Below are 26,372 nucleotides of genomic sequence, written 5' to 3' on the forward strand. Positions count from 1 at the left end.
GGACCAGACTGTCAGGAGTCAAACGTGCGTACACTAGTGACGATAGGCCCTCGGCCGGTCAGGAGTCAACATGGTCTTCATTCATGACACGAAGCAGGCACTGGATGCCGCCATCCACCTGGTCAACACCCTTCCGGGTTTCGATGGGCAGGACACGCTGCAGACGCCCGCCGACCTCGATGACTACCTCGTCGTCAACCCCTACACGGGGGTGATGAAGCGCGATGCGGACGAGGTCGCAGCCGTACGCGGCATCCGATCCCGCCTCAGGCAGCTGTGGGACGTCGATCGGGTCGGCGCGGTGCCGCTGGTGAACGAGATGCTCCGCGACGGCTCCGCCCTCCCCCGCCTGGTCATCCACGACGGGTACGACTGGCACATCCACGCCACCTCGGACGACGCGCCGCTCTCCACGCGCATCCTCGTCGAAGCGGCCATGGCGTTCGTCGACGTGATCCGCGCCGACGAGTACGACCGGGTGCGCGTGTGCTCGGCCGATGACTGCGAGTCGGTCTACATCGACTACTCGAAGAACGGCTCCAAGCGCTACTGCGACACCGGCAACTGCGGCAACCGCATGAACGTCAATGCGTATCGGTTGCGGAAGGCTCGAGAAAGCGCGTGATCGCCGCAGCCGCCTCGGCCGGCTTCTCGTAGTGGATCAGGTGGCCCACATCCGCGATCTCGACGAGGCGCGCCTCCGGGAACAGCCGCGCCAGGCGGCGCTCGGCCTCGATCGGGGTGATGTCGTCCTTGTCGGCGGCGATCAGCAGGGTCGGGACCCGAATCGACGCGGCGTACTCGCTCACGTCGTGCGAGACGCTGGTCACGAACGCGTCGTGCAGCACGTCGCGATCGGCGAAGCCCGCGAAGTACGTGTCGTGCTGGTCATGGATGAATCGGCGCAGCGCCTTGTCGCCGGTCTTGGCCATCGTGACGCTCATCACGCGCACCACCAGGCCGTTTCGGAGCACGGCGGTGCCGAGCTTGTCCGGCAGACGGGCACCTGCCCAGTAGTAGAAGATCGCGAGTCGCGTCATGATGCCGCGCGGACCCTCCAGCGCCGGAGCACCGATCGGATTGACCAGTACGAGTCGCGGCGTCTGCAGGCCGCCGGCCACCGCGGCGGCGGAGACGATCGACCCGAACGAGTGCCCGAGGACGATGGCGCCTGGAGTCACGACGGAGACGAACTCCGTCAGCCATGACGCGTAGGCCTCCAGATCATGGGCGCGGCCGGGCAGGGGCGCGGTCTCGCCGAAGCCGGGCAGGTCGGGCGAGATGATCCGGATGCCCGGCAGCAGCGCCACGACCGGCTCGAGGCCGTGGTGGTCACCGCGGAAGCCGTGCACCGCGACGATCGTCTCGGGCGCGTCCGCGGGCCCGTATTCCCAGAACACCGTCGTCCCGCCGGCGACGGCGGCCTCGCGCCGCACGGGCCGCAGTGCGGCGACGGGGGCGGTCGGGTGGGGAACGGGCACCCCTGAAGTCTACGAGTCGGCGCTGGCGCCTTCGCTGAGGGCGATGTCGGAACCGGTGCATACCGTGAACCGCATGCAGGCCACCGACTCCCCCGCCCCCGCCGATGACGCGCCTCCAGGTCCGCCGGGGTGGACGCGGGTGATCGGCGTCTTCGACCTGGAGACGACGGGGGTGGATGTGACCTCCGACCGCATCGTGACGGCGCACGTCGGTCTTCTGGACGCGAAGGGGTCCGTCATCCTCGCGCGGGATTGGGTCGCCGACCCGGGGGTCGAGATCCCCGATTCGGCCGCGGCCATCCACGGCATCACGACCGAACACGCGCGTGCGGTCGGAGAACCCGCCGCCGACGTCGTGGAGCAGATCGTCGACGTGCTGAGGTCACTCTTGGATGCCGGCATCCCGATCGTGGCGTACAACGCCGCCTACGACTTCTCGCTGCTCTCCTGCGAGGCGCAGCGTCACGGCATCGCGCCGCTGCGCGCACCGTCACCGGTCATCGATCCGCTGATCCTCGATAAGACCTATGACCGATACCGTCGCGGCAAGCGGACCCTGGCGGCGGTCGCCGAGCATTACGCCGTCCGATTGGACGACGCGCACCACGCCTCTGCCGATGCGGTGGCGGCGGGGCGTGTCGCCCAGGCGCTCGCTCAGCGGTTCGCCGGCATGCTTCCACCCCGTGTGGACGAACTCCACACCCGCCAGATCGCGTGGGCGCGGGCGCAGGCGGCGTCCTTGACCGAATACTTCATCCGCATCGGCAGGCTCGATCCCGAGGAGCGGCTGGACGGCGGCTGGCCGGTGCGCTGACCCGCGGGGGACGCAGGCTCCGCCCCGCAACGCGAAAGGCCCCGCCGGAGCGGGGCCTTTCGATGCGATCAGATCAGCTGCCGGAGCCGCCGAAGCCCTTGAAGCGCTGGTTGAACTTCTCGACGCGTCCGGCCGAGTCCATGATGCGCTGCTTGCCGGTGTAGAACGGGTGCGACGCCGACGAGATCTCCACATCGATGACGGGGTACTCGACGCCGTCGAGTTCGACGGTCTTGTCGGAGGTCACGGTCGAACGGGTGAGGAAGGTCTCGCCCGAACCGAGGTCGCGGAATACGACGGCCTGATACGTCGGGTGGATGTCAGTCTTCATGGGAAGTCCTTTGAGAGAAGGTGCCCTGGATTTTGCCAGGGCGTCAAAGTCTGAGGGCGCCGAGGCACCAAGGATCGATATTACCAGACGATGGGCGGTTACGAAGCGGCGCGGGCGGCGTAGCGCCCCGCCTCCTCGGAAAGGGCGATCTGCACCCCGAACGTCTCGGTCAGCGCCTCGGCCGTCAGGGTCTCGCCGATCGGCCCGGCGGCCACGATCGCGCCGTCGCGGATGAGCAGCACGTGGGTGAATCCGACCGGGATCTCCTCGACGTGATGGGTCACCATGATCATCGCCGGTGTCGTCGTCACCCGGGCGTACCCGCCCAGCAGCGTCAGCAGCTCTTCCCGCGCGCCGAGATCGAGGCTCGCGGTCGGCTCGTCCAGCAGCAGCAGCTCGGGATCCGTCATCACGGCGCGGGCGATCTGGACGCGCTTCTGCTCACCGTCCGAGAGGGTGCCGAACGTGCGGTCGGCCAGATGATCCAGACGCCACTCGGCCAGGACCCGCAGTGCGCGGCGCTCGTCGATGTCCTCGTAGTCCTCGTTCCAGCGCCCGAGCACCGAGAACGCCGCGGTCAGCACGACGTTGAGCACGGTCTCATCCGCCGGGACCCGCTTGGCCATCGCCGAGGACGCGAAGCCGATGCGCGGCCGCAGCTCGAACACGTCGGTGCGTCCGAGGCGCTCGCCCAGGATCGTCACCGTGCCGGAGGTCGGGTGCAGCAGCGTGTCGGCAAGCTGCAGGAGCGTCGTCTTGCCGGCGCCGTTGGGGCCCAGGATCACCCAGCGCTCGTCGTCATCGACCGACCAGTCGAGGTGGTCGACGATGTCTCGGGCGTTTCGGCGGACGACGACGTCGGAGAATTCGAGCACCTGCGGCATGGATCCAGCCTATCGGCCGATACCCGAGACCTCCGCGTAGAGCGCGGTCGTGGCGTCGGCGATCGCGCTCCAGCTGAAATCGTTCCGCGCGCGCTCGCGCCCGGCCGCGCCGTAGGCGGCGGCGCGCTCGCGATCGCCGACCACCTCGGTCAGTACCCGTGCGAGATCATCGACGAAGCGCTCCGGATCGACTGGGGTGCCGGTCCCGTCCTGCGCCTGCTCGATCGGCACGAGCCGGCCGGTCACGCCGTCCGCGACCACCTCGGGGATCCCCCCGGTGGCGGTGCCGACGACGGCCGCGCCACAGGCCATCGCCTCGAGGTTCACGATGCCGAGCGGCTCGTACACAGATGGGCAGACGAAGGTGGTCGCAGCGGAGAGGATCGCGCACAGTTCGTGCCGCGGCAGCAGCTTGTCGATCCAGACGACGCCGTCGCGGGTGCGCTGCAGGTCGCGGACGAGACCCTCGACCTCGGCCAGGATCTGCGGGGTGTCCGGCGCCCCCGCGCAGAGCACGATCTGCACCTCCGGCGGCAGCTTCGCGACCGCGCGCAGCAGATACGGCAGCCCTTTCTGTCGTGTGATGCGCCCGACGAAGACCACCGACGGGCGCGCGGGGTCGATGCCGTATTCGGACAGCACGGCCGGATCGTCGACCGGATGCCACGCCTCCACGTCGATGCCGTTGTAGATGACCCGCACCTTGGCGGGATCCAGGTCCGGGTAGGAGCGGAGGATGTCTGCGCGCATGCCGCCGCTCACGGCGACGATCGCGGCAGCACCCTCGTACGCGGTCTTCTCGATGTAGCTGGAGACCGCGTATCCACCGCCGAGCTGTTCGGCCTTCCAGGGCCGGAGGGGCTCCAGGCTGTGCGCGGTGACGATGTGCGGGATGCCGTGCAGGAGGGACGCGAGGTGGCCCGCGAAGTTCGCGTACCAGGTGTGACTGTGCACGACGTCGGCGCCCGCGACGTCCGCAACGATCTCCAGGTCGGTCCCGAGGGTCTGGATCGCGCCGTTCGCGCCGGCCAGCTCGACCGGCACGCCGTAGGAGGTCGTGGCGTCCTGGTCGCGCTCTGCGCCGAAGGCGCGGACACGCACCTCGATCGATTCGCGCAGCGCCTTGACCAACTCCGTCACGTGGACTCCTGCACCGCCGTAGACCTCGGGCGGATACTCCTTCGTGATGATGTCGACGCGCATGTCAATACGCTAGTCCCCGGTGCCGGTGCGGCCTAGGGTGGTGCCATGCCAGCAGCGCCGAAGGTGTTCGGAATCATCCTCGCCGGTGGGGAGGGCAAGCGCCTCATGCCCCTCACCGCGGACCGAGCCAAGCCCGCCGTCCCCTTCGGGGGGCAGTACCGACTGATCGACTTCGCGATTTCGAACCTGATCAATTCCGGCCTCAGACAGCTGGTGGTGCTGACGCAGTACAAGTCGCACAGCCTCGACCGTCACATCTCGCAGACGTGGCGCATGTCGCCGCTGCTGGATTCCTACGTGGCGTCGGTCCCCGCTCAGCAGCGACTCGGCAAGCGGTGGTTCTCGGGTTCGGCCGACGCCATCCTGCAGAGCCTCAACCTCATCAGCGACGAGAAGCCCGATATCGTCGTCGTGATCGGCGCCGACCACGTCTACCGGATGGACTTCCGGCAGATGCTGGATGCGCACATCGAATCCGGTGCCCGGGCGACGGTCGCCGGCATCCGCCAGCCGATCTCGCTGGCCAATCAGTTCGGCGTCATCGACGTCGACACGAAGGACCCGTCGCGCATCAACCAGTTCCTGGAGAAGCCCCAATCCCCCACGGGTCTGACCGACTCGCCGGGCGAAGTGCTCGCCTCGATGGGCAACTACATCTTCGACGCCGACGCCCTCATCGAGGCGGTCGAATCCGACGGCGAGCTGGCTACCTCGAACCACGACATGGGTGGCGACATCGTGCCGTATTTCGTGAATCGGGGTGAGGCGGGCGTCTACGACATGAAGCGCAACGACGTCCCTGGTTCCACCGATCGCGACCGTTCGTATTGGCGGGACGTCGGCACGATCGAGTCGTTCTTCGACGCGCACATGGACCTGATCTCGACGCTGCCGATCTTCAACCTCTACAACATGGATTGGCCCATCCACTCCCAGGCGGTCAACTCGCCGCCCGCGAAGTTCGTGCGCGACTCGGTCGGCCGCATCGGCAACTCGATCGACTCGATCGTCTCGCTCGGATCCGTGCTGTCCGGGACGCACCTCGAGCGGAGCGTCATCGGACCCTGGGCACTTGCCGGCGGGGGCTCGACGATCACGGATTCGGTGATCTTCGACCACGTCCGCGTGGGTCAGGGCGCCCGCATCCATCGAGCGATCCTGGACAAGAACGTCGTCCTCTCGGACGGGGCCACCGTGGGCGTCGACCGCGATCGCGACCTCGCACGCGGCTTCACCGTGACCGAGACCGGCATCACGGTCGTCGGAAAGGGAATCCACGTCGACGGCTGAGCGCCTTCGCGAATGCGGGAAGCGGATGCTGCGCCGCTAGCGTTGAGGGATGCCTGAGCCGGTCGCGCGCTTCCTCGTCGTCCTCGACGCCGATTCCACCCTGATCCGCAACGAGGTCATCGAGCTGATGGCCGACGAAGCCGGCCGCGGGGCGGAGGTGGCGGCGGCGACCGAGGCCGCCATGCGCGGCGAGGTCGACTTCGCGACGAGTCTGCGCTCGCGCGTGGCCGCGCTGCGGGGTGTGCCGGTCGCTGCGCTGGCGCGCGTGCGTGCTCATGTGGAGCCGACGCCGGGCGTCAGGGAGCTCACCGCAGCGGTGCACGAACGCGGTGGCAGGGTCGCAGTCGTCTCCGGCGGATTCCACGAGATCCTCGACACCGTGGCCCCCGACCTCGGCGTGGACGTGTGGCGGGCGAACCGTCTCGCCGTCGAGGGCGACGCCCTGGCCGGCACGGTCGAGGGTGCCATCGTCGACGCCGACGGCAAGGCCGCAGCGCTCAGGGAGTGGGCGGACGAGCTCGCGCTGCCGATGTCTCGGACCATCGCGATCGGCGACGGCGCAAACGACCTGCGCATGATGGCCGTCGCCGGGCTCGGCCTGGCCTTCAACGCCAAGCCGACGGTGCGGGAACATGCCGATCTGGTCATCGGTCGGGTGGACCTTCGCGAGGTGCGTGCGCTGCTTCCCTGATGCGGAGGCGGACGGTGTCTGCGGCCCCGGGTAGCCTCGCGGCATGAACATCATCCTGATCCCCGGTCTCTGGCTCGACGCGGCGTCATGGGACGCGGTGGTCCCCGCCCTCGAAGCTGCAGGCCACTCGGTGCATCCGCTGACGATGCCGGGCGTCGGCGTCCCCGCTCCGGAATCCGCCGAGATCGGCATCGCCGACTGGGTCGCCGCGGCGGTGGCGGAGATCGATCGAACCTCCGGACCCGTCCTGGTGGTCGGTCACAGCGGCGGTGGCAATGTCGCCTACGGCGCGGTGGATGCCAGACCCGAGCGGGTCGCCGGTGTGGTGTTCGTCGACACGTTCCCTCCCGGCGCCGGTGGATCGATCTGGGAGTTCCCGGTCGTCGACGGTGTGGTGCCGTTCCCAGGCTGGGATTCCTTCGAGGACGCCGAGGTGGGCGATCTCGACGAGGCCACGCGAGCCGCGCGGGGCGCACGCACCCTGTCGGTGCCGGCCAGAGTGCCCACCGATCCCATTCGTCTGACCGACGATCGGCGGCGCGAGGTTCCGGCGACGATGCTGACCGGCACGGTCCCCGCGGACGAGATCCGCCGCATCATCTCGGCGGCGCCGGATTGGGCCGCGGAGCTGGCTGCGCTCCAGCACCTGGAGATCCAGGAGCTCACCTCCGGCCATTGGCCGCAGTTCTCCGTGCCCGACGACGTGGCAGCGGGCATCCTCGCCGCGGCGGAGCGCGCCGGCGCCTGAACCTGTCGGCCGGTCAGTGCCCCATGCCGAGGCCACCGTCTACCGGGATGACCGCGCCTGAGATGTAGGCGGCGTCGTCGGAGGCCATCCAGGCCACGACACCCGCAACTTCGTCGGTCGTCGCGAACCTGCCGGCGGGGATGTTCCGCTTGTAATCCGCCTGCAGATCGGCCGGCAGGTCGGAGGTCATATCCGTCTCGATGAAGCCAGGCGCCACGACGTTCGCAGTGATCCCACGCGCTCCGAGCTCGCGGGTGAGCGATCGGGCGAAGCCGACGAGCCCGCTCTTGGAGGCGGCGTAATTGATCTGCCCGGCCGAACCGTACAGCCCCACCACGCTGGAGATGAGGATGACCCGTCCCCACCGCGCCTTGAGCATGCCCTTCGATGCACGCTTGACGACGCGGAACGCACCGCCGAGGTTGGTGGCGATCACGCTGTCGAAGTCCTCTTCGCTCATCCGCAGCAGGAGCGTGTCCTTCGTGATGCCGGCGTTCGCCACGACGATCCCGACCGGACCCAGCTCCGCCTCCACCTGGCTGAAGGCGGTGTCGACGGCCGCGGCATCCGTGACGTCCGCTCGCACGGTGAGCGTGCCCTCGGGGCCCTCTCCCGAGCGCGCGGTGACCGCCACCCGGTATCCCAGCGCCACGAAGCGCTCGGCGATGGCACGGCCGATGCCGCGGTTTCCGCCGGTGACGAGGACGACGCGATCGGTGGACATGGTGCACTCCTGCTCGTTCGATGATCGATCCCACCCTAGCGGCGGCCCCGAGGAGCCCCGCGCGGCGGTTTGACACGCCTCGCGGCCACTGGGACGCTGAAGTCAGTTCCACGAAAGGATCCCCCGTGAGCGACACCAATCCGGACGCCACCCCGACCGACACTCCCGCACCGCCCTACGGTGCACCGCCGGCAGGCTACCCGGGCGCCCCGTCGTCCACGCCGACGCCTGCGCCCTATGGCGCTCCGCCCGCCTACGGCGCACCCGCGCAACCCGTCGGCGCACCGCAGCCGTACGGAGCCGCTCCCCGGTCCTCTGGCAGCCCGCAGCAGCCATACGGCGCGCCCCAGCAGCCCTACGGCGCCGCTCCGGCGTACTACGGCGCGTACGCCGGACCGAAGACGAACGTGCTCGCGGTCGTCTCGATGGTCGCCTCGATCGTCGGCTTCATCTGGATCCTGCCGTTCATCGGATCCCTCGCCGGCGTGATCATGGGGCACATCTCGCTGCGCCAACTCGCCACGAGTGGCGAGAAGGGACGGGGCATGGCACTGGCCGGTCTGATCGTCGGCTACGTGGGCCTGGCGTTGTTCGTCGTCGGCGCCATCGTGTTCTTCTCGTTCGTCGCGTACGCGGCCTCGCAGGGCGCTCGCTACAGCAGCTGACGCAACGGCTGGAAACGGGTCGCGCCCACCAGACCCGGCGTACGCTTGATGCACCGTGAAGAGTTCGTCGATCCCACCGTCCGCGACATCGCTCCCACGCGCGCCGCAGGACGACGCGGGGGCTCGATCGAGGCGCTATCTGATCATGATGGCGATCCGCATCGCGTGCTTCGTGCTGATGGTCCTCATCACCCCGTACGGCTGGTACACCTGGCTCTTCGCGGCGGGGGCGATCGTGCTGCCGTACGTCGCCGTCGTGCTCGCGAACGTCGGGGAGGACGTGCACCGCAAGGACGCCGAGAACCCGGAGCGGGCACTGACCGCCGGTCCGGTCGCCGCCGAGCGAGCACCGGATCGGACACCGCCGGTCATCCAGATCCAGGAGACCCGCTCGATCCCCCGCACTCCCGATCAGACGAATCCGCCGGGCTCCGACGAGGATGTGCGGTGACCGGGGTCGACCTCGATGCGAAGTGCTCCCGCGCCGGCTGCCGCGCGGAGGCGCACTGGCGGATCGAGTGGCGCAATCCGCGCATCCACGCAGAGGATCGGCGGAAGGTGTGGGCCGCGTGCGATGAACACCGCGAATTCCTGCGCGACTACCTGGCCGCGCGCGAGTTCCCCGTGTCGGTCGCGCCGCTCCATCCCACACCGGAGCCGTCGTGAGTCGCGCAGCGGCGCCGGCGGCGGTGCGCTGGACGGCGTATGCAGCGGTGGCCGTCGTGTTCGCGATCGCCTGCGGGTTCCTGTCGAACTGGCAGTTCACCCGCAACGCGGAGCGCTCCGAACAGCTCGCCCTGGTCGAGGCCAACTACGACGCCGCGCCCATGGCGCTGGATGATCTGATTCCACCCGGCTCCACGCTCACCCCCGCCGATCAGTGGCAGCCCGTCGAAGTCTCCGGTCGATACCTGAATGACCAACAGCTGCTCGTGCGCAACCGCGCGCACGGCGGGACCGCGGCGTTCGAGGTCCTCGTGCCGTTCCAGCTCGACGACGGTCGCGTGCTGCTGATCGACCGAGGCTGGGTCGCGCCGGGCGAGCAGCAGCGAGCTCCGGATGCCATCCCCGGCGCCCCGGACGGTCAGGTCACCGTGATCGCACGCGTGCGGCCCGGTGAACAGCTGCCCTCATCCGGTCGCTCAGCCGACGACGGGCAGGTGCCCTCCATCAACCTGCCGCTCATCGCCGATGTCATCGAACCGGCAGCCGGGGAGCGTCTCGAGCAGAGCGCCTTCGGGATCCTGGTCTCCGAGGATCCCGCGCCGACCGCCAGGCCGACCGCCCTGGAGTCTCCCTCCGAGGACCCGGGACCACACCTCTCCTACGCGATCCAGTGGATCCTGTTCGCCATCATGGGCTTCGTCTTCATCGGCTACATCATCCGCACCGAGCTGAAGTACCGCCGGGAGGATCGGGAGGACGCGCTGGAGCGCGATGAGGCCGGTCCTCCGCCCCCGTCATCCGACGATGTTCCGCGGTCGCTGCGCAGACCGCCGCGCCCGCGCGATCGCGACATGAGCGACGAGGACGCGATCCTCGACAACGCCGGCCGCTGAGCGAGGCTGGTCACGCGAGCGTGATCAAGTCCTGGTATTCGCGGTTCCAGATGTCCTCGACGCCGTCCGGCAGGATCAGCACCCGCTCCGGGTTGAGCGCCATGACAGCGCCCTCATCATGGGAGACGAGGACGACGGCGCCCTCGTAGTGCGCGAGCGCGCCGAGGATCTCTTCGCGCGAAGCGGGATCCAGGTTGTTGGTCGGCTCGTCCAGCAGCAGCATGTTCGCGCTGGAGACCACCAGCGTCGCCAGGGACAGACGGGTCTTCTCGCCGCCGGAGAGGACGCCCGCCGGCTTGAGCACGTCATCGCCGGTGAACAGGAACGAGCCGAGCACCTTGCGCGCCTCGGTGGCGGTGATGTCCGGCGCGGCGGACATCATGTTCTCCAGGACGGAGCGGTTGACGTCGAGGTTCTCGTGCTCCTGCGCGTAGTAGCCGATCTTGAGTCCGTGACCGGGTTCGAGCTGACCCGTATCGGGGTCGTCGACGCCCGCGAGGATCCGCAGCAGCGTGGTCTTGCCCGCGCCGTTGAATCCGAGGATCACGACCTTCGATCCCCGGTCGATCGCCAGGTCGACGTCCGTGAAGATCTCCAGCGACCCGTACGACTTCGACAGCCCGGTCGCCATGAGCGGCGTCTTCCCGCACGGCGCCGGCTTCGGGAAGCGCAGCTTGGCGACGCGCTCCTCCTGCCGCACATCGTCGAGACCGGACAGCATCTTCTCGGCACGCGCGACCATCTGATGCGCCGCGGCGGCCTTGGATGCCTTGGCACCGAAGCGGGCGGCCTGCAGCTGCAGTTGGGTGGCCTTCTTCTCGACGTTGACGCGCTCCTTCTTGCGGCGCTCCTCGTCGGCCACCCGCTGGCGCAGGTAGTTCTTCCAGTTCATGTTGTAGACGTCGATGACCTGGCGGTTCGCATCGAGGTAGAACACGCGATTGACGGTTTCGCCGACGAGCTCGACGTCGTGGCTGATCACGATCAGCCCGCCCTTGTAGTTCTTCAGGAATTCGCGCAGCCACACGACGCTGTCGGCGTCCAGGTGGTTGGTCGGCTCGTCGAGGATCATCGAGTCGGCGTCGCTGAACAGGATGCGGGCGAGCTCGATGCGCCGCCGCTGACCACCGGACAATGTGCTGAGAGGCTGATCGAGGAGTCGATCGGGCAGCGAGAGGTTGTGCGAGATCGTCGCCGCCTCCGCCTCGGCGGTGTAGCCGCCGAGCGCCTCGAAGCGTTCCGTGAGGTGCGCGTAGCGCTTCATCGCCTTCGCCGCGATCTTCTCGTCGCCGTCACCCATCGCCTGCGCGGCGTCGTTCATCTCGATCGCGAGCGTGCCGAGACCACGAGCATCGAGGATGCGTGTGCGCGCGAGCATCGACGGATCGCCCGAGCGCGGGTCCTGCGGCAGGTAGCCGAGCTCTCCGCTCGTGTCGACGCGCCCGTGAGCCGGCAGCAGATCACCGGCGAGCACCTTGGTGAGCGTGGTCTTGCCGGCACCATTGCGGCCGACGAGCCCCACCTTGTCACCCGGTGAGACGCGGAACGAGACGTCCGCCATGAGTACGCGGGCACCCACGCGGATCTCGAGGTCGTGCACGGCGAGCACAGCGAATGTCCGTTTCGTCGGTGGAGAAGGTGAGAGTGGGCGACTGCCCAAGCCTCCTAGTATAAGTCGGGAGGCCCACCCTCCCTTCCCGCGGGCCGCTCGCCGAAGGAGATCCATGTCCCTCACCGCCGCCCCGAGTCCTGCCCTTCCCGTTCCCGGCCGCCGAGTCCTGGCCGACCTGATCGCCCGCCCGTCCACGCGGGCACGCGCCTTCGCCGTCGATGCGGCGCTGGTGCTGGCTGGGGTGGCGGTCGTGGCGCTCCTGGCGAAGGTGTCGTTCTTCATCGGCCCGATCCCGATCACGGGGCAGACCCTCGGCGTCATCGTGGTCGGCGCGGCACTGGGCGCGGCGCGCGGCGCAGCGAGCCTGACGACCTACCTGCTGCTGGGTCTGGCCGGTCTTCCGATCTTCGCGGGCCCGATCGCCGGTCCCCTCTACGTCCTGTCGCCGTCCTTCGGATTCATCCTCGGCTTCATCCCGGCGGCGTTCGTCGCCGGGTGGTTCGCCCAGCGCGCCTGGGACCGCAAGCCCGCCCTGGCCTTCATCGGCTTCGTGGCCGCGAGCATCATCCCTTTCGTGATCGGCGTGCCCTACATGGCGTTCATCCTGTCCGCGGTGCTCGGGCAGGACGTCACGGTGGCCTCCGTGCTGGCGGCCGGGGTGCTGCCGTTCATCGTCCCCGGAATCATCAAGGCGGCCTTCGCGGCGATGCTGGTGCCCGCCACCTGGGCGCTCGTGCGCCGCGCGGACGCACACAAGAACTGAGCGCCGCACCGAGAACGCCCCGACCGGCCGGTCGGGGCGTTCTCGGTGCAGCGCAATCCGCTGCGGGTCCGGGTCTCAGCCCTGCGCGACCGCGGTCGCCGCGGCGAGCTTGTCGACCAGCGTCGGCAGCAGCCAGGGCAGTGTGAGGGCGGTGGGCGAGACGGCGCTCGCGTTCTCGGCGCCGACCACGTCAGCCACGGCGCCCTTCTTCACGGCAGGGATCAGCTGGCCCCGGTCGGAGCCGAGGAACTCGTCGAGGGTAGCCTGTTCCTCGGCCTGCGTGAGGATCACATCGGCATCGATCTTGTCGAGGTTCTCGTAGCTGACGGTCGTGTAGAAGGTCCCCTCACCGGCGTCGAGGGCGGTGACGCTCTCGGGCGTGGCGAAGCCGAGGTCTTCGAGGATCTCGACACGGGAATCGGCCGGCAGGTACATGTAGAAGGTGTCCACGTCGTCGTCGATGTAGGCGATCGACGTGCCGGCGAACTCCGGGTGCGCGGCAGCGGCCTCGGCGACGGTCTGATCCAGCTCGTCCAGCAGCGCGTCGGCCTCATCGACCAGGCCGAGCGACTCGCCGGTGATCGAGATGACGTCGCGCCACGGCGTCGTCCACGGAGCGTCAGGGTAGGCGACGACCGGGATGCCCGCCGCGGTGACCGCGTCGTACTCGTCCTGGGTGATACCCGAGTAGGGTGCCAGCAGCACATCCGGATCAGCCGCCAGCAGTTCTTCCACAGAGATCTCGGCCGCCGATGAGTCGAGGATGACCGGTGCATCGCCGCCGAGCTCCTCGATGGCATCGGAGATCCACGGCGGCATCCGGTCATCGCCGCCGGAGTAGTCGTCGGACGGGATGGCCACCGGCGCCACGCCCAGGGCCAGTACGGCATCGGTGGCACCCCACCCCCAGGTTGCGATGCGTTCCGGCGCCGACTCGATCACCGTATCGCCGAGCGCCGATGCGATCGTCACGGGGAACGCCGCCGCGTCCCCTCCCGCGCTGGCCGTCGATGTCGGGGTGCCGGTGCCGGCGCAGCCGGCAAGGGACAGCGCTGCGACCCCGGTGGCGGCCAGGGCCAGGAGCAACCTCGTGTGCGTGCGGATCATGTCTGTGGGTCCTTTCTCCAGGTGATGAACAGGTGGTGGGGTCGGTGGGTGAATGGGCTCGGTGCTTCAGCCCCGGTCGGCCGCCGCGTGCGCGCCGCCGGGTACCGGGATGACCAGCGGGGTCTGGGTCAGCGGGTCGGGCATCACGAGCGCCTCGAGCGCGAACGCCTCGGCGACGACCTGCGAGGTCAGCACATCTCGTGGCGCGCCCTGGGTGACGATGCGCCCCTGCGACATCACCACGAGCTCGTCGGCGTACCGCGCCGCCAGATTGAGATCGTGTAGGACGACCACGATCGTGGTGCCTCGGCTGCGATTCAGCTCGCGCAGCAGATCGAGCACCTCGATCTGGTGGCTCAGGTCCAGGAACGTCGTCGGCTCGTCCAGCAGCAGGATCTGCGGATCCTGCGCCAGCGCCATCGCGATCCAGACTCGCTGGCGCTGCCCTCCGGACAGGTCGCCGACGGGCCGGTCGGCCAATTCGGTGACGCCCGTCCACGCCATCGCCTCGTCGACGTGAGCGGCGTCGGCCGCGTTCCAGCGCTGAAAGACGCCTCGATGCGGATGCCTGCCTCGCGAGACGAGGTCGGCGACGGAGAGTCCGTCCGGAGCGGTCGGATGCTGCGGCAGCAACCCCACCGTCCGCGCGAACCGGCGGCGGGCGATGGTCGAGACGTCCACGTCATCGAGCTCCACCGTGCCGCCAAGTGGCGCGCGCAGGCGCGCGAGCACTCCGAGCAGCGTCGATTTCCCGCAGGCGTTGGCGCCGATGATCATCGTGATCCGGCCGGGAGTGATCTCCAGATCGAGGTCCTCGATGACTCGGCGGCCCGGATAGCCGGCATGCAGCTTCCGTGCGCTCAGGCGCGGGAGCGTGCGCAGTGCGGAATCGACGGTCACAGGTGACGTCCTTTCGATGAGGCCAGGAGCCAGAGCAGGAACACCGCGCCGACAGCGCCGGTCACGACGCCGACCGGGAGTTGGAGGCCCGGAATGGCGAACTGTGCGACCAGGTCGCTGGCAGCCAGCAGGGACGCGCCGATCACCGCGCTGGTGCCCAGACCGATCGCGGCGCCGCCCAGCAGCGGGCGGGCGATCGCCGGCGCGCACAGCGCGATGAAGGAGATCGGCCCGACGAACGCGCACGTCACCGCGGTGAGGAGCACCGCTGACAGGACGACGATCACGCGGACGCGCACGGGCCGAACCCCCAGGCCAGTGGCTGCAGGCGACCCGAGCTGGATGAGGGGCAGCCACCGTGCGGACGCGACGAGAGCGGGCGTGACCAGAAGCAGCACTGCCGCCACTGTGGCGACCTGCCACCACGGCGTCGATGACAGGCTGCCGGTGAGCCAGAGCAGCGCCATCTCGGTCTGCTCGATCTTCGCGCGCACCATCAGGAAGTCGATCACGGCGATGCACAGGAAGGACAGGCCGACACCCGCGAGGATCAGCCGGTAGCCGGCGTCCAGCTGCGCGCGCCCGGCCAGCAGCAGGAGCGCCGCAACTGCCATGCCGCCGGCGAACGCCGCGACGGCGAGCAGGGGTCCGGTGGTCCCGATCACGACGAGCGCGAAAACGGCCGCCACGCCGCTGCCGCCCGATATGCCCAGCAGATCGGGGCTGGCCAGCGGATTGCCGAGCAGCCCCTGCAGCAGCGCACCGGCGACGCCGAGCGCAGCGCCGGCCACCAGCGCCATCATCAGCCGCGGCATCCTCACCTGGAACAGCACGTAGCTCTCCGCGCGCGACCCGCCGCCCCACATCGTCTGCCACAGCTGGGCGGGCGAGAGCGGGTAGTCGCCGAGCGACAGCGCGAGCACCGCGAGCACTACAGCGACCGCGATCGCACAGGAGAGCACGATCGTCTTGCGGCGCCGGGCCCGACGTCGCACGGCGTCGACGGCGGGCGGGACGGACGCGAGCGCGACCAGCTCCACGACGCTCACAGCACCATCTGCCGTCGACGGGACACCAGTCCGATGAGCACCGGCGCACCGACGAAGGCGACGACGATTCCGGCCTGCACTTCGCCGGGCAGCGCGATGACGCGTCCGAGGACATCCGCGAGCAGCAGCACGCTCGCCCCGGCCGGGACGGCCAGGACCAGGAGGCGTCGGTAGTCGCTGCCGACGACGGCGCGCAGTGCATGCGGGACGAGGAGGCCGAGGAACACGATCGGTCCGGCGATCGCGGTCGCACCGCCGCACAGCAGCACGGTCGCGAGGATCCCCACCGCCCGTGTGCGGCCGACGTCGTGACCCAGGCCGCTGGCCGTGTCCTCTCCGAGCGCGATCAGGTCCAGGCCTCGGCCGCACAGCAGCGCGAGGAGCACGCCGATGAGCACAGGGATGCCCACCGTCGCCACCGAGTCGAGGCCCCGCGCGGCGAGCCCGCCGACTGCCCAGTACCGGTAGACATCCAGCGCGACAGTCTGGGTCGTCAGGATGAGCGTCGTGACAGCGGTGAGCCCGGCGGTCACGGCCGCGCCGGTCAGTGCGAGCTTCGCCGGATTCCCGCCGTCCGGCCCACGAGCCCCGATCAACGCGACCACGACCGCGGCGACGGCCGCACCGGCGAACGCGAACCAGATGAAGCCGCGCGGGCTGGCGATGCCCAGCAGCGTGATCGCGCCCAGCACCGCGACAGACGCACCGGCATTCACACCGAGCAGACCCGGATCCGCGAGCGGATTGCGGGTGAGCCCCTGCATAACGGTTCCGGCCAGCGCCAGCGCGCCGCCGGCGACGATGCCGATCACCGTTCGCGGCACCCGCTGGGTGAGCACGACGATGTGATCGGCGTTGTCCGGGTCCGGCCGCAGCAGCGCGTCGATCACGACAGCCGGCGCGACCGGCCGTGCGCCCACACCGAGGCTGAGGGCCACGGTGATCACGAGCAGCGCCAGCATCCCGATCAGGACGAGTCCGAACCGCAGACGCGACGATCGGGTCATTCGGTGCGCTCGGACTGACCCAGCCGCCAGTACCCCATGAACGCCACGCGCTTGCGATCGACACCGCAGACGCTGACCAGCAGTCGTCGGAGCTGCTTGATGGTCGCGGATTCGCCCGCCATCCATGCGTAGAACTCGCCCTCGCCCGTGTCAGGGCTGTCCCAGAGCAGTTCGCGGTCGACGTCGATCTCCTCCAGTTCCTGTGGCCTGGGCGCCGCGGCCCGTTCGAGGACGCTCGCGTGCTGCTCGGACCACCGGGTCACCGCCTCGATCAGGCGGGATCCGTGCGGGGCGTCGTCGCGGGCGAGCCAGCGCACCCGGAAGGACTCCGGCGCCGCCGGGTCGAGCGTATCGGCCGCGGTGGGCACCTCGATGAACGCGTCGACATCGAGACCGGCGTCCAGCGACTCGAGGATTGCGCAGATGGCCGGCGCGGCCGTCTCATCGCCGACCAGGAGCAGACGGTCGGCGTCACCGGGGTGCCAGTCGATGCCGCCCGCGGAGTGTTCGCTCCTGCTGTCGGGGCCCACGAGGATCAGCTCATCGCCGACCGTCACTGCAGCGGCCCACTCGCCGGCGGGTCCAGCGTCGTGATGGACGACGAAGTCGACGGTGACCCGGCCCGCTCCGGCATCGACCCGCCGCACGGTGTAGGTGCGGAAGACGTTGCGCTCCTCGGTGGGCAGAGCGCGCCAGCGGTCGTACCAGTCGCCGGCCGCTTCGTCCTGACCGAAGTCGGTGAACGATCCGTCGTCATGCGGGAGGACGACTTTGATCCGCTGATCCAGGCCGGCAGTGCCGAAGTGGACGAGCTCATCGCCGGTGAAGGTGACGCGCACGAAGTGGGGCGTCAGCTGCTGCACATGCGACACGCCGACGCGGTACGGGCGGTATGCGGGCCGGACGACGGTCTCGGTCGAGGTCATGCAGATTAGGGTAGCCTGCCCTTGCTCAGGCTCCAATTCGACGTGAGCGCGCGGCGCCCAGCCGCAGACCGGGGATCAGCGCCAGCAGCGAGAGGACGCCGGCGATCGCGAAGACCGCAGGGAATGCCGCATCCGTCCCCTGCAGCGTCGTGAACACGAGCCCCATCACCGCGATGGTGGTCGCCGCGCCGATCGAGTCCGAGATCGACAGCGCTGATGAATTGAAGCCCTGGTTCTGCGGCGTCGAGTACGCCAGGGTCAGCACCGTGAGCCGAGGGTACATCAGCCCCATCCCGCTCCCGGCGAACATCCACCCCAGGATGAGCACCGCAGCGGGCAGGTGCCACGCCGCCGTCGCCGCCGCGACGGTCACGGCCAACAGCAGCTGCGCGAGCCCGATCAGGGTGATCCGGACGTTCCCCAGCCGCTCCCCGACGCGTCCCTGGACCTCGGCGGCGGCAGCCCACGCGAGTGCGGCGGCGGTGAGCCCGAGTCCTGCCCACGTGGGCGAGAACCCGTAGTCCTCGATGAGCAGGTAGGGGACGTAGATCTCGGCACCGAACAGCGCTCCGGCGATGAGCGCGCGCATCAGGACCACGCTGGCGAGTCCGCGCGCGGCGAGCAGGGTCCGCGGCGGGAGCAGCGGACGCGCGGCCAGGCCGATGACGAGTGCGGATGCCGCGACCACGGCCCAGGCGAAGCCGCCGAGCTCGCCGGCGAGGCTCAGCGCGAGCGCGCCTGCCGCCACGGCGACCGCGCACAGCAGGCGCCCCGCGACGCGTCCGCGCAGTGGCGCTTCGGTGTGCAGCGGGAGGCCGTGCAGACGCAGCGCGACCATCGCGAATGCCGCCAGGCTGAGCACCGCGACGCCGAGGAAGACCCACCGCCAGTGCAGATACTCGGTGACCGCCCCCGCGAGGAACGGCCCGATCAGCGAGGGGATCACCCACGCGGCGGAGAACGCTGCGAACACCCGGCCGTGGATCGCCGACGGGTAGACGCGCGCGACCACCACGTAGAGGGCCACGGTCTGCCCGCCGGTCCCGAGGCCCTGGATCAGCCGCCCGACGACGAGGGTCGGCATGGTCGTGGCGAATCCGGCCACGAGGAGGCCGACCACGAACAGGCCGACTGCCGCGTACAACGGCGCCTTGGGTCCGGACCGATCGCTCCACGCCCCGACGGCGACCATTCCGATCACGCTCGTGGCCAGGGTCCCGGCGAACGCGACGGCGTAGAGGGCCTCGCCGTCCATATCGGCGCTCACGATCGGCATCACAGTGGTCACGGCGAGGGACTGGATCGCAGCGAGGAAGATGAGCGCCACAGCACCGACGGTCACCCACACGTACTGCGGCCCCCAGACGCTCTGCGAAGGAGGGGCCGGCGTGGACGCTCCGCTCACGACACGAGCGCGCCGATGCGCTCGATCCCCTCGCGGAGGACCTCGGGTGCGCAGCCGAAGTTGATGCGGACGTGACCTTTGCCCTCGACGCCGAACAGCGGGCCGTGGTGCAGCGCGACCTTCGCCTCGCGCCGCAGATGGGGCGCTGGGTTGTCGCCCCATCCGTACGCGGACACGTCCACCCACGCCAGGAATCCGGCATCCGGAGCCCGGTATCGCGCGAGCGGCAGGTGCTCGCGCAACAGCTCCCCCAGCAGCGCGCGGTTCTGTGCGAGCGCGGCCATCAGGCTGTCCAGCCACGCATCGCTGTCCGCAGAGTAGGCCGCCACGTTGGCGAGCGCGCCGAAGAGCCCGGTCCGCCATTCCACCTCGGCCGGCAGGGCCTTGAGCACTCGCGCTTGCGTCGCGCCGCCCGCGATCATGACCGCGCACTTCAGCCCCGCCAGGTTGAAGGTCTTGCTGGCGCTGGTCACCGCGTAGCCGCGCGCCGCCGCTGCGGCCGAGGCGGTGAGGTAGGGCGTGAAGCCCCCCGGCGCATAGGTCAGCGGCCCGTGGATCTCGTCGCTGATCACCATCGCATCGAACCGCTCGACGAGAAGCGCCAGTGCGGCGAGACTCTCGCGCGCGTGCACGGTTCCGGTCGGATTGTGCGGATTGCACAACAGCACCGCTCGCGCGCCGGCACGGAGCGCGGCCTCGACACCGGTCAGATCGATCCCCCAGCCGCGATCGGTGCGAGCGAGCGGGACGCGCTCGATGACCCCGCCGGCCTCCTCGACGGTGTCGAAGAACGGCGGGTACACGGGAGTCATCACCACGACGCGCTCGCCGGGCTCGATCACCCGGCGCAGGATCTCGACGACACCCATCATGACGTCGCCGGTCCAGAAGATGTGTGCCGGGTCGACATCCCACCCGAATCGGCGCGCTGCGAAGCCCGCGAACGCCTCGCGGACGCCCGGATCCGGCGGCGTGTACCCGGTGTCGCCCAGACGGACGGCACGTGTCAGGGCCTCGGTGATCGGGGGCGCCAGCTCGTAGTCGGTCTCAGCGACGAAGAACGGCAGCACCTCTTCCGGGTACTTGCGCCATTTCGTGCTGGAGCGCTGTCGCAGCAGTTCGAGGGGCAGTGCCTGCAGGGGGGTGACGCTCATCGGACGAGCCTATCGACGGGCCGCGGAGATCTCATTGCGCCCGTCATGCGGGGTAGTCCGGCTCAGATGGCGAAGCCGAGAGCGCGCATCATGTCGCGACCGTCGTCGGTGATCCGCTCCGGACCCCACGGCGGCATCCACACCCAGTTGATGCGGAATCGTTCCACGACCTCGTCCAGCGCCTGGGCGGTCTGCTCCTCCAGCACGTCGGTCAGAGGGCATCCTGCGCTGGTCAGCGTCATGTGGATCACCAGGGCGTCGTTCTCGTCGTCCCAGCCCAGATCGTAGATCAGTCCGAGGTCGACGACGTTGATCCCCAGTTCGGGGTCCATGACGTCCTTCAGGGCTTCTTGGACCTCGTCGTACTTCTCGGGTGCGAGCGTCGCGGTCATAGGGTGATCCTACGCGTCCACTTCGATGTCGGCCTCGGAGCTCGTCGACGCGTCCAGGAACCGGTCGTACCCCTCGTCCTCGAGGCGGACTGACAGTTCGGGTCCGCCCTCTTCGACGATCTTGCCCGCGACCATGACGTGCACGAAGTCGGGGTGGATGTAGCGCAGGATGCGCGTGTAGTGGGTGATCAGCAGCACCCCGAGATCGGTGTCGGCCTTTGCGCGGTTCACGCCCTCCGAGACGATCTTCAGCGCGTCGACGTCCAGACCCGAGTCGGTCTCGTCGAGCACGGCGATCTGCGGCTTGAGCAGCTCGAGCTGGAGGATCTCGTGCCGCTTCTTCTCACCGCCGGAGAATCCCTCGTTGACATTGCGCTGGGCGAACTTGGGGTCCATGCGGAGGTTCTTCATGGAGTGCTTGACGTCCTTGGTCCAGGAGCGGATCGCGGGCGCTTCGCCGTCGATCGCGGTCTTGGCGGTGCGCAGGAAGTTCGTCACCGTCACGCCGGGGATCTCCACCGGGTACTGCATCGCGAGGAACAGGCCGGCGCGCGCGCGCTCGTCCACGGTCATGGCGAGCACGTCTTCGCCGTCCAGCGTGATGGTGCCGCCGGTGACGGTGTACTTGGGGTGACCGGCGATCGTGTAGGCGAGGGTGGACTTGCCGGAGCCGTTGGGACCCATGATGGCGTGGGTCTCACCCTTGCGGATGGTCAGGGTCACACCGTTGAGGATCGGTGTGGTGCCGGCATCCGTCTCGACCGTCACGTGCAGGTCGCGGATCTCGAGGACAGACATGGTGGCTTCTTTCGTCAGACTGCTTTTTTCACGGCGGGGTCGATGAGCACATCGTCGCCGTCGATGGTGACCGCGAAGACCGGGACCGGCTCGTACGCGGGGAGATTGAGTGGCTGGCCGGTGCGCAGGGAGAACGCGGAGCCGTGCGCCCAGCACTCGAGGGTGTCGCCGTCGACGAATCCCTCGGCGAGGGAGATGTCGCCGTGCGTGCAGACGTCGCCGATGGCGTGGACCTCGCCCGCGGAGTCGAGGACGACAGCCATAGCGACGCCCTCCACCTCCACACGGATGGCGGAATCCTGCTCGAGCTCGCTCAGTGCGCACACGCGGGTCGCGGTCACTGCACGGATCCTTCCAGCAGCTCCGCCTCGATGGCGGTGTGCAGCTCGGCCTCAAGCGAGGGGATGCCGATCCGCTGGACGATGTCGCTGAGGAATCCGATCACGACGAGACGGCGCGCCTCTTCCTCGCTGATGCCGCGGGACTGCAAATAGAACAGCTGCTCGTCGTCGAAGCGTCCGGTCGCGCTGGCGTGGCCGGCACCTCGGATGTCTCCGGTCTCGATCTCGAGGTTCGGGATCGACTCAGCCCGCGCGCCGTCCGTCAGGACGAGATTGCGGTTGGCTTCGTAGGAGTCGGTACCCACGGCATCCGGGCCGATCAGCACATCGCCGATCCAGACGCTGCGCGCGCCCACACCTTGCAGCGCGCCCTTGTAGAGCACGTCGCCGCGGGTCTCCGGCCCCTTGTGGTGGAGGTAGACCTGGCTCTCCAGGTGCTGGCCGGCATCGGAGAACGACAGTCCGAGGAGGCGGCCTTCGGCGCCGGCACCGGCGAGCTCGACGGACGGGTTCACCCGCACGACGCCTCCGCCGAGGCTGACGACGACGTGGGTCAGCAGCGCGTCCCGGTCGACCCGGGCCTGATGGGAGGACAGGTGCACGGCGTCGTCGTCCCAGCGCTGCACCGAGACGACGGTCAGTCGAGCGCCGTCGCGGACGATGATCTCGACGTTCTGCGAGTGCTGCGCCGAGCCTGCGTGACGCAGCACGACGGTCGCGCGCGAGTTCGGCATGGCCTCGAGGATGACGTGCGCATGGGCGAGGCCACCGGTGCCGTCCAGGTGGATGATGACCGGCTCGTCGAGTTCGACGTCCTGCGGGATGCGCAGCAGGGGGGCTTCGTCCTCCTGCACCCAGGCGATCGCGGCCGGCAGGTCTTCGGGTGCGAACACCTCGCCGCGCGGGGCATCGCCTGCGCGCAGGAACAGCTGCTCGACCTCGGCCGGTGCATCGACGGAAACCTCGATGACCCCGTGCGGTCCGGCCTCGTTGCGCAGCAGCGCTGCGATCCGGTCCATCGGGGTGTGCTTCCAGTTGACCTCGCGGCCGGTGGGAACGGCGAATGCCGTCGGGTCGTACGAGGTCAACCGCTCCGAGCGGGTCTGGATGGGGGCCCAGCCGCCGTCGCTGTGCGGCGTCGAACCCGGGACGTTCGTGGGAGGCACGTTCGTAGAGGGCACCGTTGCGGGTGCCTGAGTGGTCGCCGTCATCTAGCCGACCGATCCTTCCATGCCCATCTCGATGAGCTTGTTGAGCTCCATGGCGTACTCCATGGGAAGTTCCCGCGCGATCGGCTCGATGAATCCGCGCACGATCATCGCCATCGCCTCGTCCTCGGGCATGCCACGGCTCATCAGGTAGAACAGCTGCTCCTCGCTGACCTTCGAGACCGTCGCCTCGTGGCCGAGCTGGACGTCATCAACCCGGATGTCGATCGACGGGTAGGTGTCCGATCGTGAGATCGAGTCCACCAGCAGCGCATCGCACCGAACGGTGTTGGCCGAGTGGTGCGCGTTCGCCTCGACCCGGACTTCACCGCGATAGCCGGCGCGGCCACCGCCGCGAGCGATCGACTTCGACACGATCGAGGACTGCGTGTAGGGCGCCATGTGGATCATCTTGGCGCCGGCGTCCTGGTGCTGACCGGGACCGGCGAATGCGACGGAGAGCGTCTCGCCCTTGGCGTGCTCGCCGACCAGGAAGATCGACGGATACTTCATCGTGACCTTCGAGCCGATGTTGCCGTCGATCCACTCCATCGTCGCGCCCTCGTGGGCGATGGCCCGCTTGGTGACGAGGTTGTAGACGTTGTTCGACCAGTTCTGAATCGTCGTGTACCGGACGCGTGCGTTCTTCTTGACGATGATCTCGACCACGGCCGAGTGCAGCGAATCGCTCTTGTAGATCGGCGCCGTGCAGCCCTCGATGTAGTGCACGTACGAGCCCTCGTCGGCGATGATCAGCGTCCGCTCGAACTGACCCATGTTCTCGGTGTTGATGCGGAAGTAGGCCTGTAGCGGGATCTCCACATGGACGCCGGGCGGCACGTAGACGAACGACCCACCGGACCACACCGCCGTGTTTAGCGCCGCGAACTTGTTGTCGCCGGACGGGATGACGGTGCCGAAGTACTCCGTGAAGAATTCGGGGTGTTCCCGCAGCGCGGTGTCGGTGTCCATGAAGATGACACCCTGCGCCTCGAGCTGCTCGTTGATCTGGTGGTAGACGACCTCGGACTCGTACTGCGCGGCCACACCGGAGACCAGACGCTGACGCTCCGCCTCCGGGATGCCCAGGCGCTCGTAGGTGTTGCGGATCTCCTCGGGAAGCTCCTCCCAGGAACCAGCCTGCTTCTCGGTGGAGCGTACGAAGTACTTGATGTTGTCGAAGTCGATCTCGCTCAGGTCGGCACCCCATGTGGGCATCGGCTTGCGCTCGAACAGCTGCAGGCCCTTCAGACGCGCCTTGAGCATCCACTCGGGTTCGCTCTTGAGCGTCGAGATCCCCCGGACGACGGCCTCACTCAGGCCGCGCTGCGCCGTGGCGCCGGCAGCGTCCTCGTCGTGCCAGCCGAATTCGTACTGGCCGAGGCTTTCGAGTTCGGGTCGATCGATGAGCACATCAGACATGGTCACACTCTCCTCTAGGACCGCAACGGTGTCATCCGCCCCGGCATTCCGGATCCCGTCGTGCGTTCATGCGTTCATGCGTGAAAACACTAGGGGGGGAACGTCGCTGGTGGGCCCTCTCAAGTGGCGCCGTCCTGCGCGCCTACACTGTCAGTGATGCGAATAGCGCGACTGCGCCGCATACCGAACCCCTTGATTCTACAGGTTCCGCCCCGTCCCGGGGAGCGTGGACCCCCTCCGGGCACGTCCCCGGAGGTCATTCCCAGGAGGCGAGACGCGATGTCCGCGGACCCCCGTACCGACCTGCGCCCCGGCGCGCTCCAGCGGTTGTGGAACGCGCTCCTGGGGTGGTTCCGCTGGGCGTGGCGTCAGCTGCCGTCGAGCGTGGACCGTCGGGTGATCGCGGCCGCATGGGCGACCCTGGTCGTGCAGATCGGGATCGTCGGCACCGGCGGCCTGGTCCGTCTGACCGGCTCGGGTCTCGGATGCCCGACCTGGCCCACATGCACGCCCGGATCTCTGGTGAACACGCCTGAGATGGGCATCCACGGCGTCATCGAATTCGGCAACCGCCTGCTCACGTTCGTCCTCGTGATCGTGGCGATCGTCACCTTCCTGTTCGTGGTGCGGATGCGGCGGCAGCGACGCGATCTGTTCTGGCTCGCCCTCGCAATCGGCCTCTATGTCCCGCTGCAGGCCATCATCGGCGGCATCACGGTCCTGACGAATCTCAACCCGTACGTCGTCGGCCTGCACTACTTCGCCTCGGTCGTGCTGGTCGCCCTCTCGGCCGTCCTCGTCTTCCGCGCGTACGCCGTACCAGGACCCCGGAAGCGGGCAGTGCCGGTCTGGTACGCCGTCTCGACGCACCTGACGACGCTCCTGGTGACGATCACGGTCGTGGTCGGCATCCTGGTGACGGGGTCGGGCCCGCACGCCGGTGACGGCGGCGCGAAGCGGAACGGGCTGAACCCGGAATTCATGCAGCACGTCCACTCCTGGCCGGCGTACGCGCTGCTCGCGGTCACGCTGGTCCTGTTCGCGGCCTCTTGGCGGATGCCTGCGGCGTTGCGGCTGCCGTTGTGGACCGGGCTGCTGCTGGCTGTCGAAGTCGCGCAGGTCGCGGTCGGGCTCTGGCAGGCGCGCACCGGCCTGCCGATCGTGCTGGTGAACATCCATATGGTGCTGGCCGTGCTCCTGGTGGCGGCGATGACCGCGGTCGTGCTGCATCTGAAGACGCCAACCGACTCATAGCCAACTCATTGCAACCGCACACGACGGGCTCGGTCTCGTCGGACAAGCTGAATCCCATCTCGCGCCGTCGTGCCCGAATCCCCGTCCCCCCTCTGAGGAGCCCTCCATGTCCGCACGCCCCAGTCTCGTCCGCAGCATCCCGTTCTGGATCCTGATCGCCGGATCGCTCGCCGCGATCGGATTCGGCCTGTGGCTGACCACCGACAAGCTCGGCGTCATGAGCGCCACGCTCACCGACGGCACCGCCACCGGCCTGGAGGTCTACGTCGGTCAGGTCTGGGCGATCGTCGGCGGCATCCTGATGGCGACGGGTCTGATCGGGCTCGCCCTCGCGCTCGTGCTGGGCGCTGTCCGCTCGCTGCTGCCCGCCCCCGGCGTCGCGGTCGTCGAGACCATCGCCTGGAGCGACGCGAACGACACCGCCCACGACGACATCGTGTCCGAACCCGTCGCCGTCGAGCCCGCAGCCGCGGCCGAGCCCGTCGTCGCCTTCGCCGAGCCGGCTCCCGCCGAGCCGACCGCCGCCGAGCAGACCGCCGCCGAGCCGGTTCCCGCCGAGCCGACCTCCACCGCGCGGACCGCCGCCGCCGACTCGGAGGCTGCGCCGCAGCGCTGAGCCTCCCCCGCGAACGATCCGGGCCCCC

At 69.0% G+C, this 26,372-nt stretch carries 30 protein-coding genes; 12 read left to right on the forward strand and 18 right to left on the reverse strand.

What is annotated here, in order from left to right:
- The first annotated feature begins 70 nt into the window (after positions 1–70).
- Complete coding sequence (locus tag BLT19_RS13240) at positions 71–625, forward strand: CGNR zinc finger domain-containing protein (protein WP_091491075.1); 555 nt, start codon at positions 71–73, stop codon at positions 623–625.
- Here BLT19_RS13240 and BLT19_RS13245 read toward each other — a convergent pair.
- Positions 585–1,481: an alpha/beta fold hydrolase gene (locus tag BLT19_RS13245; protein WP_091491078.1), complete on the reverse strand. Its 897-nt coding sequence runs from the start codon at positions 1,479–1,481 to the stop codon at positions 585–587. The genes BLT19_RS13240 and BLT19_RS13245 overlap by 41 nt on opposite strands.
- A gap of 73 nt (positions 1,482–1,554) precedes the next feature.
- Here BLT19_RS13245 and BLT19_RS13250 point away from each other — a divergent pair, with 73 nt between their 5' ends.
- A complete protein-coding gene (locus BLT19_RS13250) occupies positions 1,555–2,295 on the forward strand; it encodes an exonuclease domain-containing protein (RefSeq protein ID WP_231917658.1) in 741 nt (246 codons plus the stop codon).
- 73 nt (positions 2,296–2,368) lie between these two features.
- On the opposite strand, the gene BLT19_RS13255 is transcribed toward BLT19_RS13250, so the two are convergent.
- From BLT19_RS13255 to glgA, 3 genes are all read right to left on the reverse strand, one after another.
- The gene (locus tag BLT19_RS13255; RefSeq protein ID WP_091491083.1) at positions 2,369–2,626 is read right to left on the reverse strand and encodes a type B 50S ribosomal protein L31; all 258 of its coding nucleotides are present in this window, start codon (positions 2,624–2,626) and stop codon (positions 2,369–2,371) included.
- A gap of 98 nt (positions 2,627–2,724) precedes the next feature.
- Positions 2,725–3,510, reverse strand: a complete 786-nt coding sequence (locus tag BLT19_RS13260; RefSeq protein WP_091491086.1) for an ABC transporter ATP-binding protein — start codon at positions 3,508–3,510, stop codon at positions 2,725–2,727.
- Positions 3,511–3,519: 9 nt separating this feature from the next.
- Complete coding sequence (glgA, locus tag BLT19_RS13265) at positions 3,520–4,713, reverse strand: glycogen synthase (RefSeq protein WP_091491089.1); 1,194 nt, start codon at positions 4,711–4,713, stop codon at positions 3,520–3,522.
- A 45-nt stretch (positions 4,714–4,758) separates the two neighbouring features.
- Here glgA and glgC point away from each other — a divergent pair, with 45 nt between their 5' ends.
- Genes glgC through BLT19_RS13280 form a run of 3 tightly spaced genes read left to right on the forward strand, consistent with a single transcriptional unit; the run spans position 4,759 to position 7,442 of the window.
- The gene (glgC, locus tag BLT19_RS13270; RefSeq protein WP_091491092.1) at positions 4,759–6,003 is read left to right on the forward strand and encodes a glucose-1-phosphate adenylyltransferase; all 1,245 of its coding nucleotides are present in this window, start codon (positions 4,759–4,761) and stop codon (positions 6,001–6,003) included.
- A gap of 49 nt (positions 6,004–6,052) precedes the next feature.
- A complete protein-coding gene (serB, locus tag BLT19_RS13275; RefSeq protein WP_091491095.1) occupies positions 6,053–6,694 on the forward strand; it encodes a phosphoserine phosphatase SerB in 642 nt (213 codons plus the stop codon).
- A 43-nt stretch (positions 6,695–6,737) separates the two neighbouring features.
- Positions 6,738–7,442 carry an alpha/beta fold hydrolase gene (locus BLT19_RS13280; RefSeq protein ID WP_091491097.1) on the forward strand — a complete coding sequence of 235 codons (705 nt, stop codon included), beginning with the start codon at positions 6,738–6,740 and terminating at the stop codon, positions 7,440–7,442.
- A 13-nt stretch (positions 7,443–7,455) separates the two neighbouring features.
- Here the strand turns inward: BLT19_RS13280 and fabG are convergent, their stop codons facing one another.
- Entirely contained in the window at positions 7,456–8,166 is a 711-nt protein-coding gene (fabG, locus tag BLT19_RS13285; protein WP_091491099.1) for a 3-oxoacyl-ACP reductase FabG, read from the reverse strand.
- Between the two features lie 125 nt (positions 8,167–8,291).
- On the opposite strand from fabG, the gene BLT19_RS13290 reads away from it, so the two are divergent.
- Genes BLT19_RS13290 through BLT19_RS13305 form a run of 4 tightly spaced genes read left to right on the forward strand, consistent with a single transcriptional unit; the run spans position 8,292 to position 10,390 of the window.
- Complete coding sequence (locus tag BLT19_RS13290) at positions 8,292–8,831, forward strand: DUF4190 domain-containing protein (protein WP_231917659.1); 540 nt, start codon at positions 8,292–8,294, stop codon at positions 8,829–8,831.
- A gap of 55 nt (positions 8,832–8,886) precedes the next feature.
- Positions 8,887–9,282 carry a DUF3099 domain-containing protein gene (locus BLT19_RS13295; RefSeq protein WP_091491104.1) on the forward strand — a complete coding sequence of 132 codons (396 nt, stop codon included), beginning with the start codon at positions 8,887–8,889 and terminating at the stop codon, positions 9,280–9,282.
- Complete coding sequence (locus BLT19_RS13300; protein WP_091491106.1) at positions 9,279–9,497, forward strand: hypothetical protein; 219 nt, start codon at positions 9,279–9,281, stop codon at positions 9,495–9,497. The genes BLT19_RS13295 and BLT19_RS13300 overlap by 4 nt, the downstream gene beginning before the upstream one ends.
- The gene (locus tag BLT19_RS13305) at positions 9,494–10,390 is read left to right on the forward strand and encodes an SURF1 family cytochrome oxidase biogenesis protein (RefSeq protein WP_091491109.1); all 897 of its coding nucleotides are present in this window, start codon (positions 9,494–9,496) and stop codon (positions 10,388–10,390) included. The genes BLT19_RS13300 and BLT19_RS13305 overlap by 4 nt, the downstream gene beginning before the upstream one ends.
- 10 nt (positions 10,391–10,400) lie before the next feature.
- Here the strand turns inward: BLT19_RS13305 and BLT19_RS13310 are convergent, their stop codons facing one another.
- Positions 10,401–11,999 carry an ABC-F family ATP-binding cassette domain-containing protein gene (locus BLT19_RS13310; protein ID WP_091491111.1) on the reverse strand — a complete coding sequence of 533 codons (1,599 nt, stop codon included), beginning with the start codon at positions 11,997–11,999 and terminating at the stop codon, positions 10,401–10,403.
- A 115-nt stretch (positions 12,000–12,114) separates the two neighbouring features.
- Between BLT19_RS13310 and BLT19_RS13315 the strand changes: the two genes are divergently transcribed.
- Positions 12,115–12,765: a biotin transporter BioY gene (locus BLT19_RS13315; protein WP_091491114.1), complete on the forward strand. Its 651-nt coding sequence runs from the start codon at positions 12,115–12,117 to the stop codon at positions 12,763–12,765.
- A gap of 75 nt (positions 12,766–12,840) precedes the next feature.
- On the opposite strand, the gene BLT19_RS13320 is transcribed toward BLT19_RS13315, so the two are convergent.
- The 12 genes from BLT19_RS13320 to sufB form a co-directional block, all read right to left on the reverse strand.
- Positions 12,841–13,872: an ABC transporter substrate-binding protein gene (locus tag BLT19_RS13320; protein WP_091491117.1), complete on the reverse strand. Its 1,032-nt coding sequence runs from the start codon at positions 13,870–13,872 to the stop codon at positions 12,841–12,843.
- A gap of 66 nt (positions 13,873–13,938) precedes the next feature.
- Positions 13,939–14,772: an ABC transporter ATP-binding protein gene (locus tag BLT19_RS17860; RefSeq protein ID WP_269457413.1), complete on the reverse strand. Its 834-nt coding sequence runs from the start codon at positions 14,770–14,772 to the stop codon at positions 13,939–13,941.
- Entirely contained in the window at positions 14,769–15,821 is a 1,053-nt protein-coding gene (locus BLT19_RS17865) for a FecCD family ABC transporter permease (RefSeq protein WP_231917661.1), read from the reverse strand. Before BLT19_RS17865 ends, BLT19_RS17860 begins: the two co-directional genes overlap by 4 nt.
- On the reverse strand, positions 15,818–16,828 hold the full coding sequence (locus BLT19_RS13335; RefSeq protein WP_091491119.1) for a FecCD family ABC transporter permease: 1,011 nt from the start codon (positions 16,826–16,828) through the stop codon (positions 15,818–15,820). Before BLT19_RS13335 ends, BLT19_RS17865 begins: the two co-directional genes overlap by 4 nt.
- A complete protein-coding gene (locus BLT19_RS13340; RefSeq protein ID WP_091491121.1) occupies positions 16,825–17,754 on the reverse strand; it encodes a siderophore-interacting protein in 930 nt (309 codons plus the stop codon). Before BLT19_RS13340 ends, BLT19_RS13335 begins: the two co-directional genes overlap by 4 nt.
- A gap of 25 nt (positions 17,755–17,779) precedes the next feature.
- Positions 17,780–19,159, reverse strand: a complete 1,380-nt coding sequence (locus tag BLT19_RS13345; RefSeq protein WP_231917662.1) for an MFS transporter — start codon at positions 19,157–19,159, stop codon at positions 17,780–17,782.
- On the reverse strand, positions 19,156–20,313 hold the full coding sequence (locus BLT19_RS13350) for a MalY/PatB family protein (protein WP_091491124.1): 1,158 nt from the start codon (positions 20,311–20,313) through the stop codon (positions 19,156–19,158). The genes BLT19_RS13345 and BLT19_RS13350 overlap by 4 nt, the downstream gene beginning before the upstream one ends.
- Positions 20,314–20,375: 62 nt before the next feature.
- Entirely contained in the window at positions 20,376–20,705 is a 330-nt protein-coding gene (locus BLT19_RS13355) for a metal-sulfur cluster assembly factor (RefSeq protein ID WP_091491127.1), read from the reverse strand.
- A 9-nt stretch (positions 20,706–20,714) separates the two neighbouring features.
- Positions 20,715–21,503, reverse strand: coding sequence for a Fe-S cluster assembly ATPase SufC (gene sufC, locus BLT19_RS13360; RefSeq protein ID WP_091491129.1), 789 nt, complete (start codon positions 21,501–21,503; stop codon positions 20,715–20,717).
- A gap of 14 nt (positions 21,504–21,517) precedes the next feature.
- Positions 21,518–21,844, reverse strand: coding sequence for a non-heme iron oxygenase ferredoxin subunit (locus BLT19_RS13365; protein ID WP_091491131.1), 327 nt, complete (start codon positions 21,842–21,844; stop codon positions 21,518–21,520).
- Positions 21,841–23,055 (reverse strand): Fe-S cluster assembly protein SufD, encoded by a 1,215-nt coding sequence (gene sufD, locus BLT19_RS13370; protein ID WP_091491134.1) that lies wholly within the window; start codon positions 23,053–23,055, stop codon positions 21,841–21,843. The genes BLT19_RS13365 and sufD overlap by 4 nt, the downstream gene beginning before the upstream one ends.
- On the reverse strand, positions 23,056–24,474 hold the full coding sequence (gene sufB, locus BLT19_RS13375; protein WP_091491136.1) for a Fe-S cluster assembly protein SufB: 1,419 nt from the start codon (positions 24,472–24,474) through the stop codon (positions 23,056–23,058). It abuts the gene before it with no gap.
- A 279-nt stretch (positions 24,475–24,753) separates the two neighbouring features.
- Between sufB and BLT19_RS13380 the strand changes: the two genes are divergently transcribed.
- Positions 24,754–25,728, forward strand: coding sequence for a COX15/CtaA family protein (locus BLT19_RS13380; RefSeq protein WP_091491138.1), 975 nt, complete (start codon positions 24,754–24,756; stop codon positions 25,726–25,728).
- Between the two features lie 106 nt (positions 25,729–25,834).
- Positions 25,835–26,344, forward strand: a complete 510-nt coding sequence (locus BLT19_RS13385; protein ID WP_091491142.1) for a tetraspanin family protein — start codon at positions 25,835–25,837, stop codon at positions 26,342–26,344.
- Positions 26,345–26,372: the final 28 nt, after the last annotated feature.

This window comes from Microbacterium pygmaeum (assembly GCF_900100885.1).
GTDB lineage: Bacteria > Actinomycetota > Actinomycetes > Actinomycetales > Microbacteriaceae > Microbacterium > Microbacterium pygmaeum.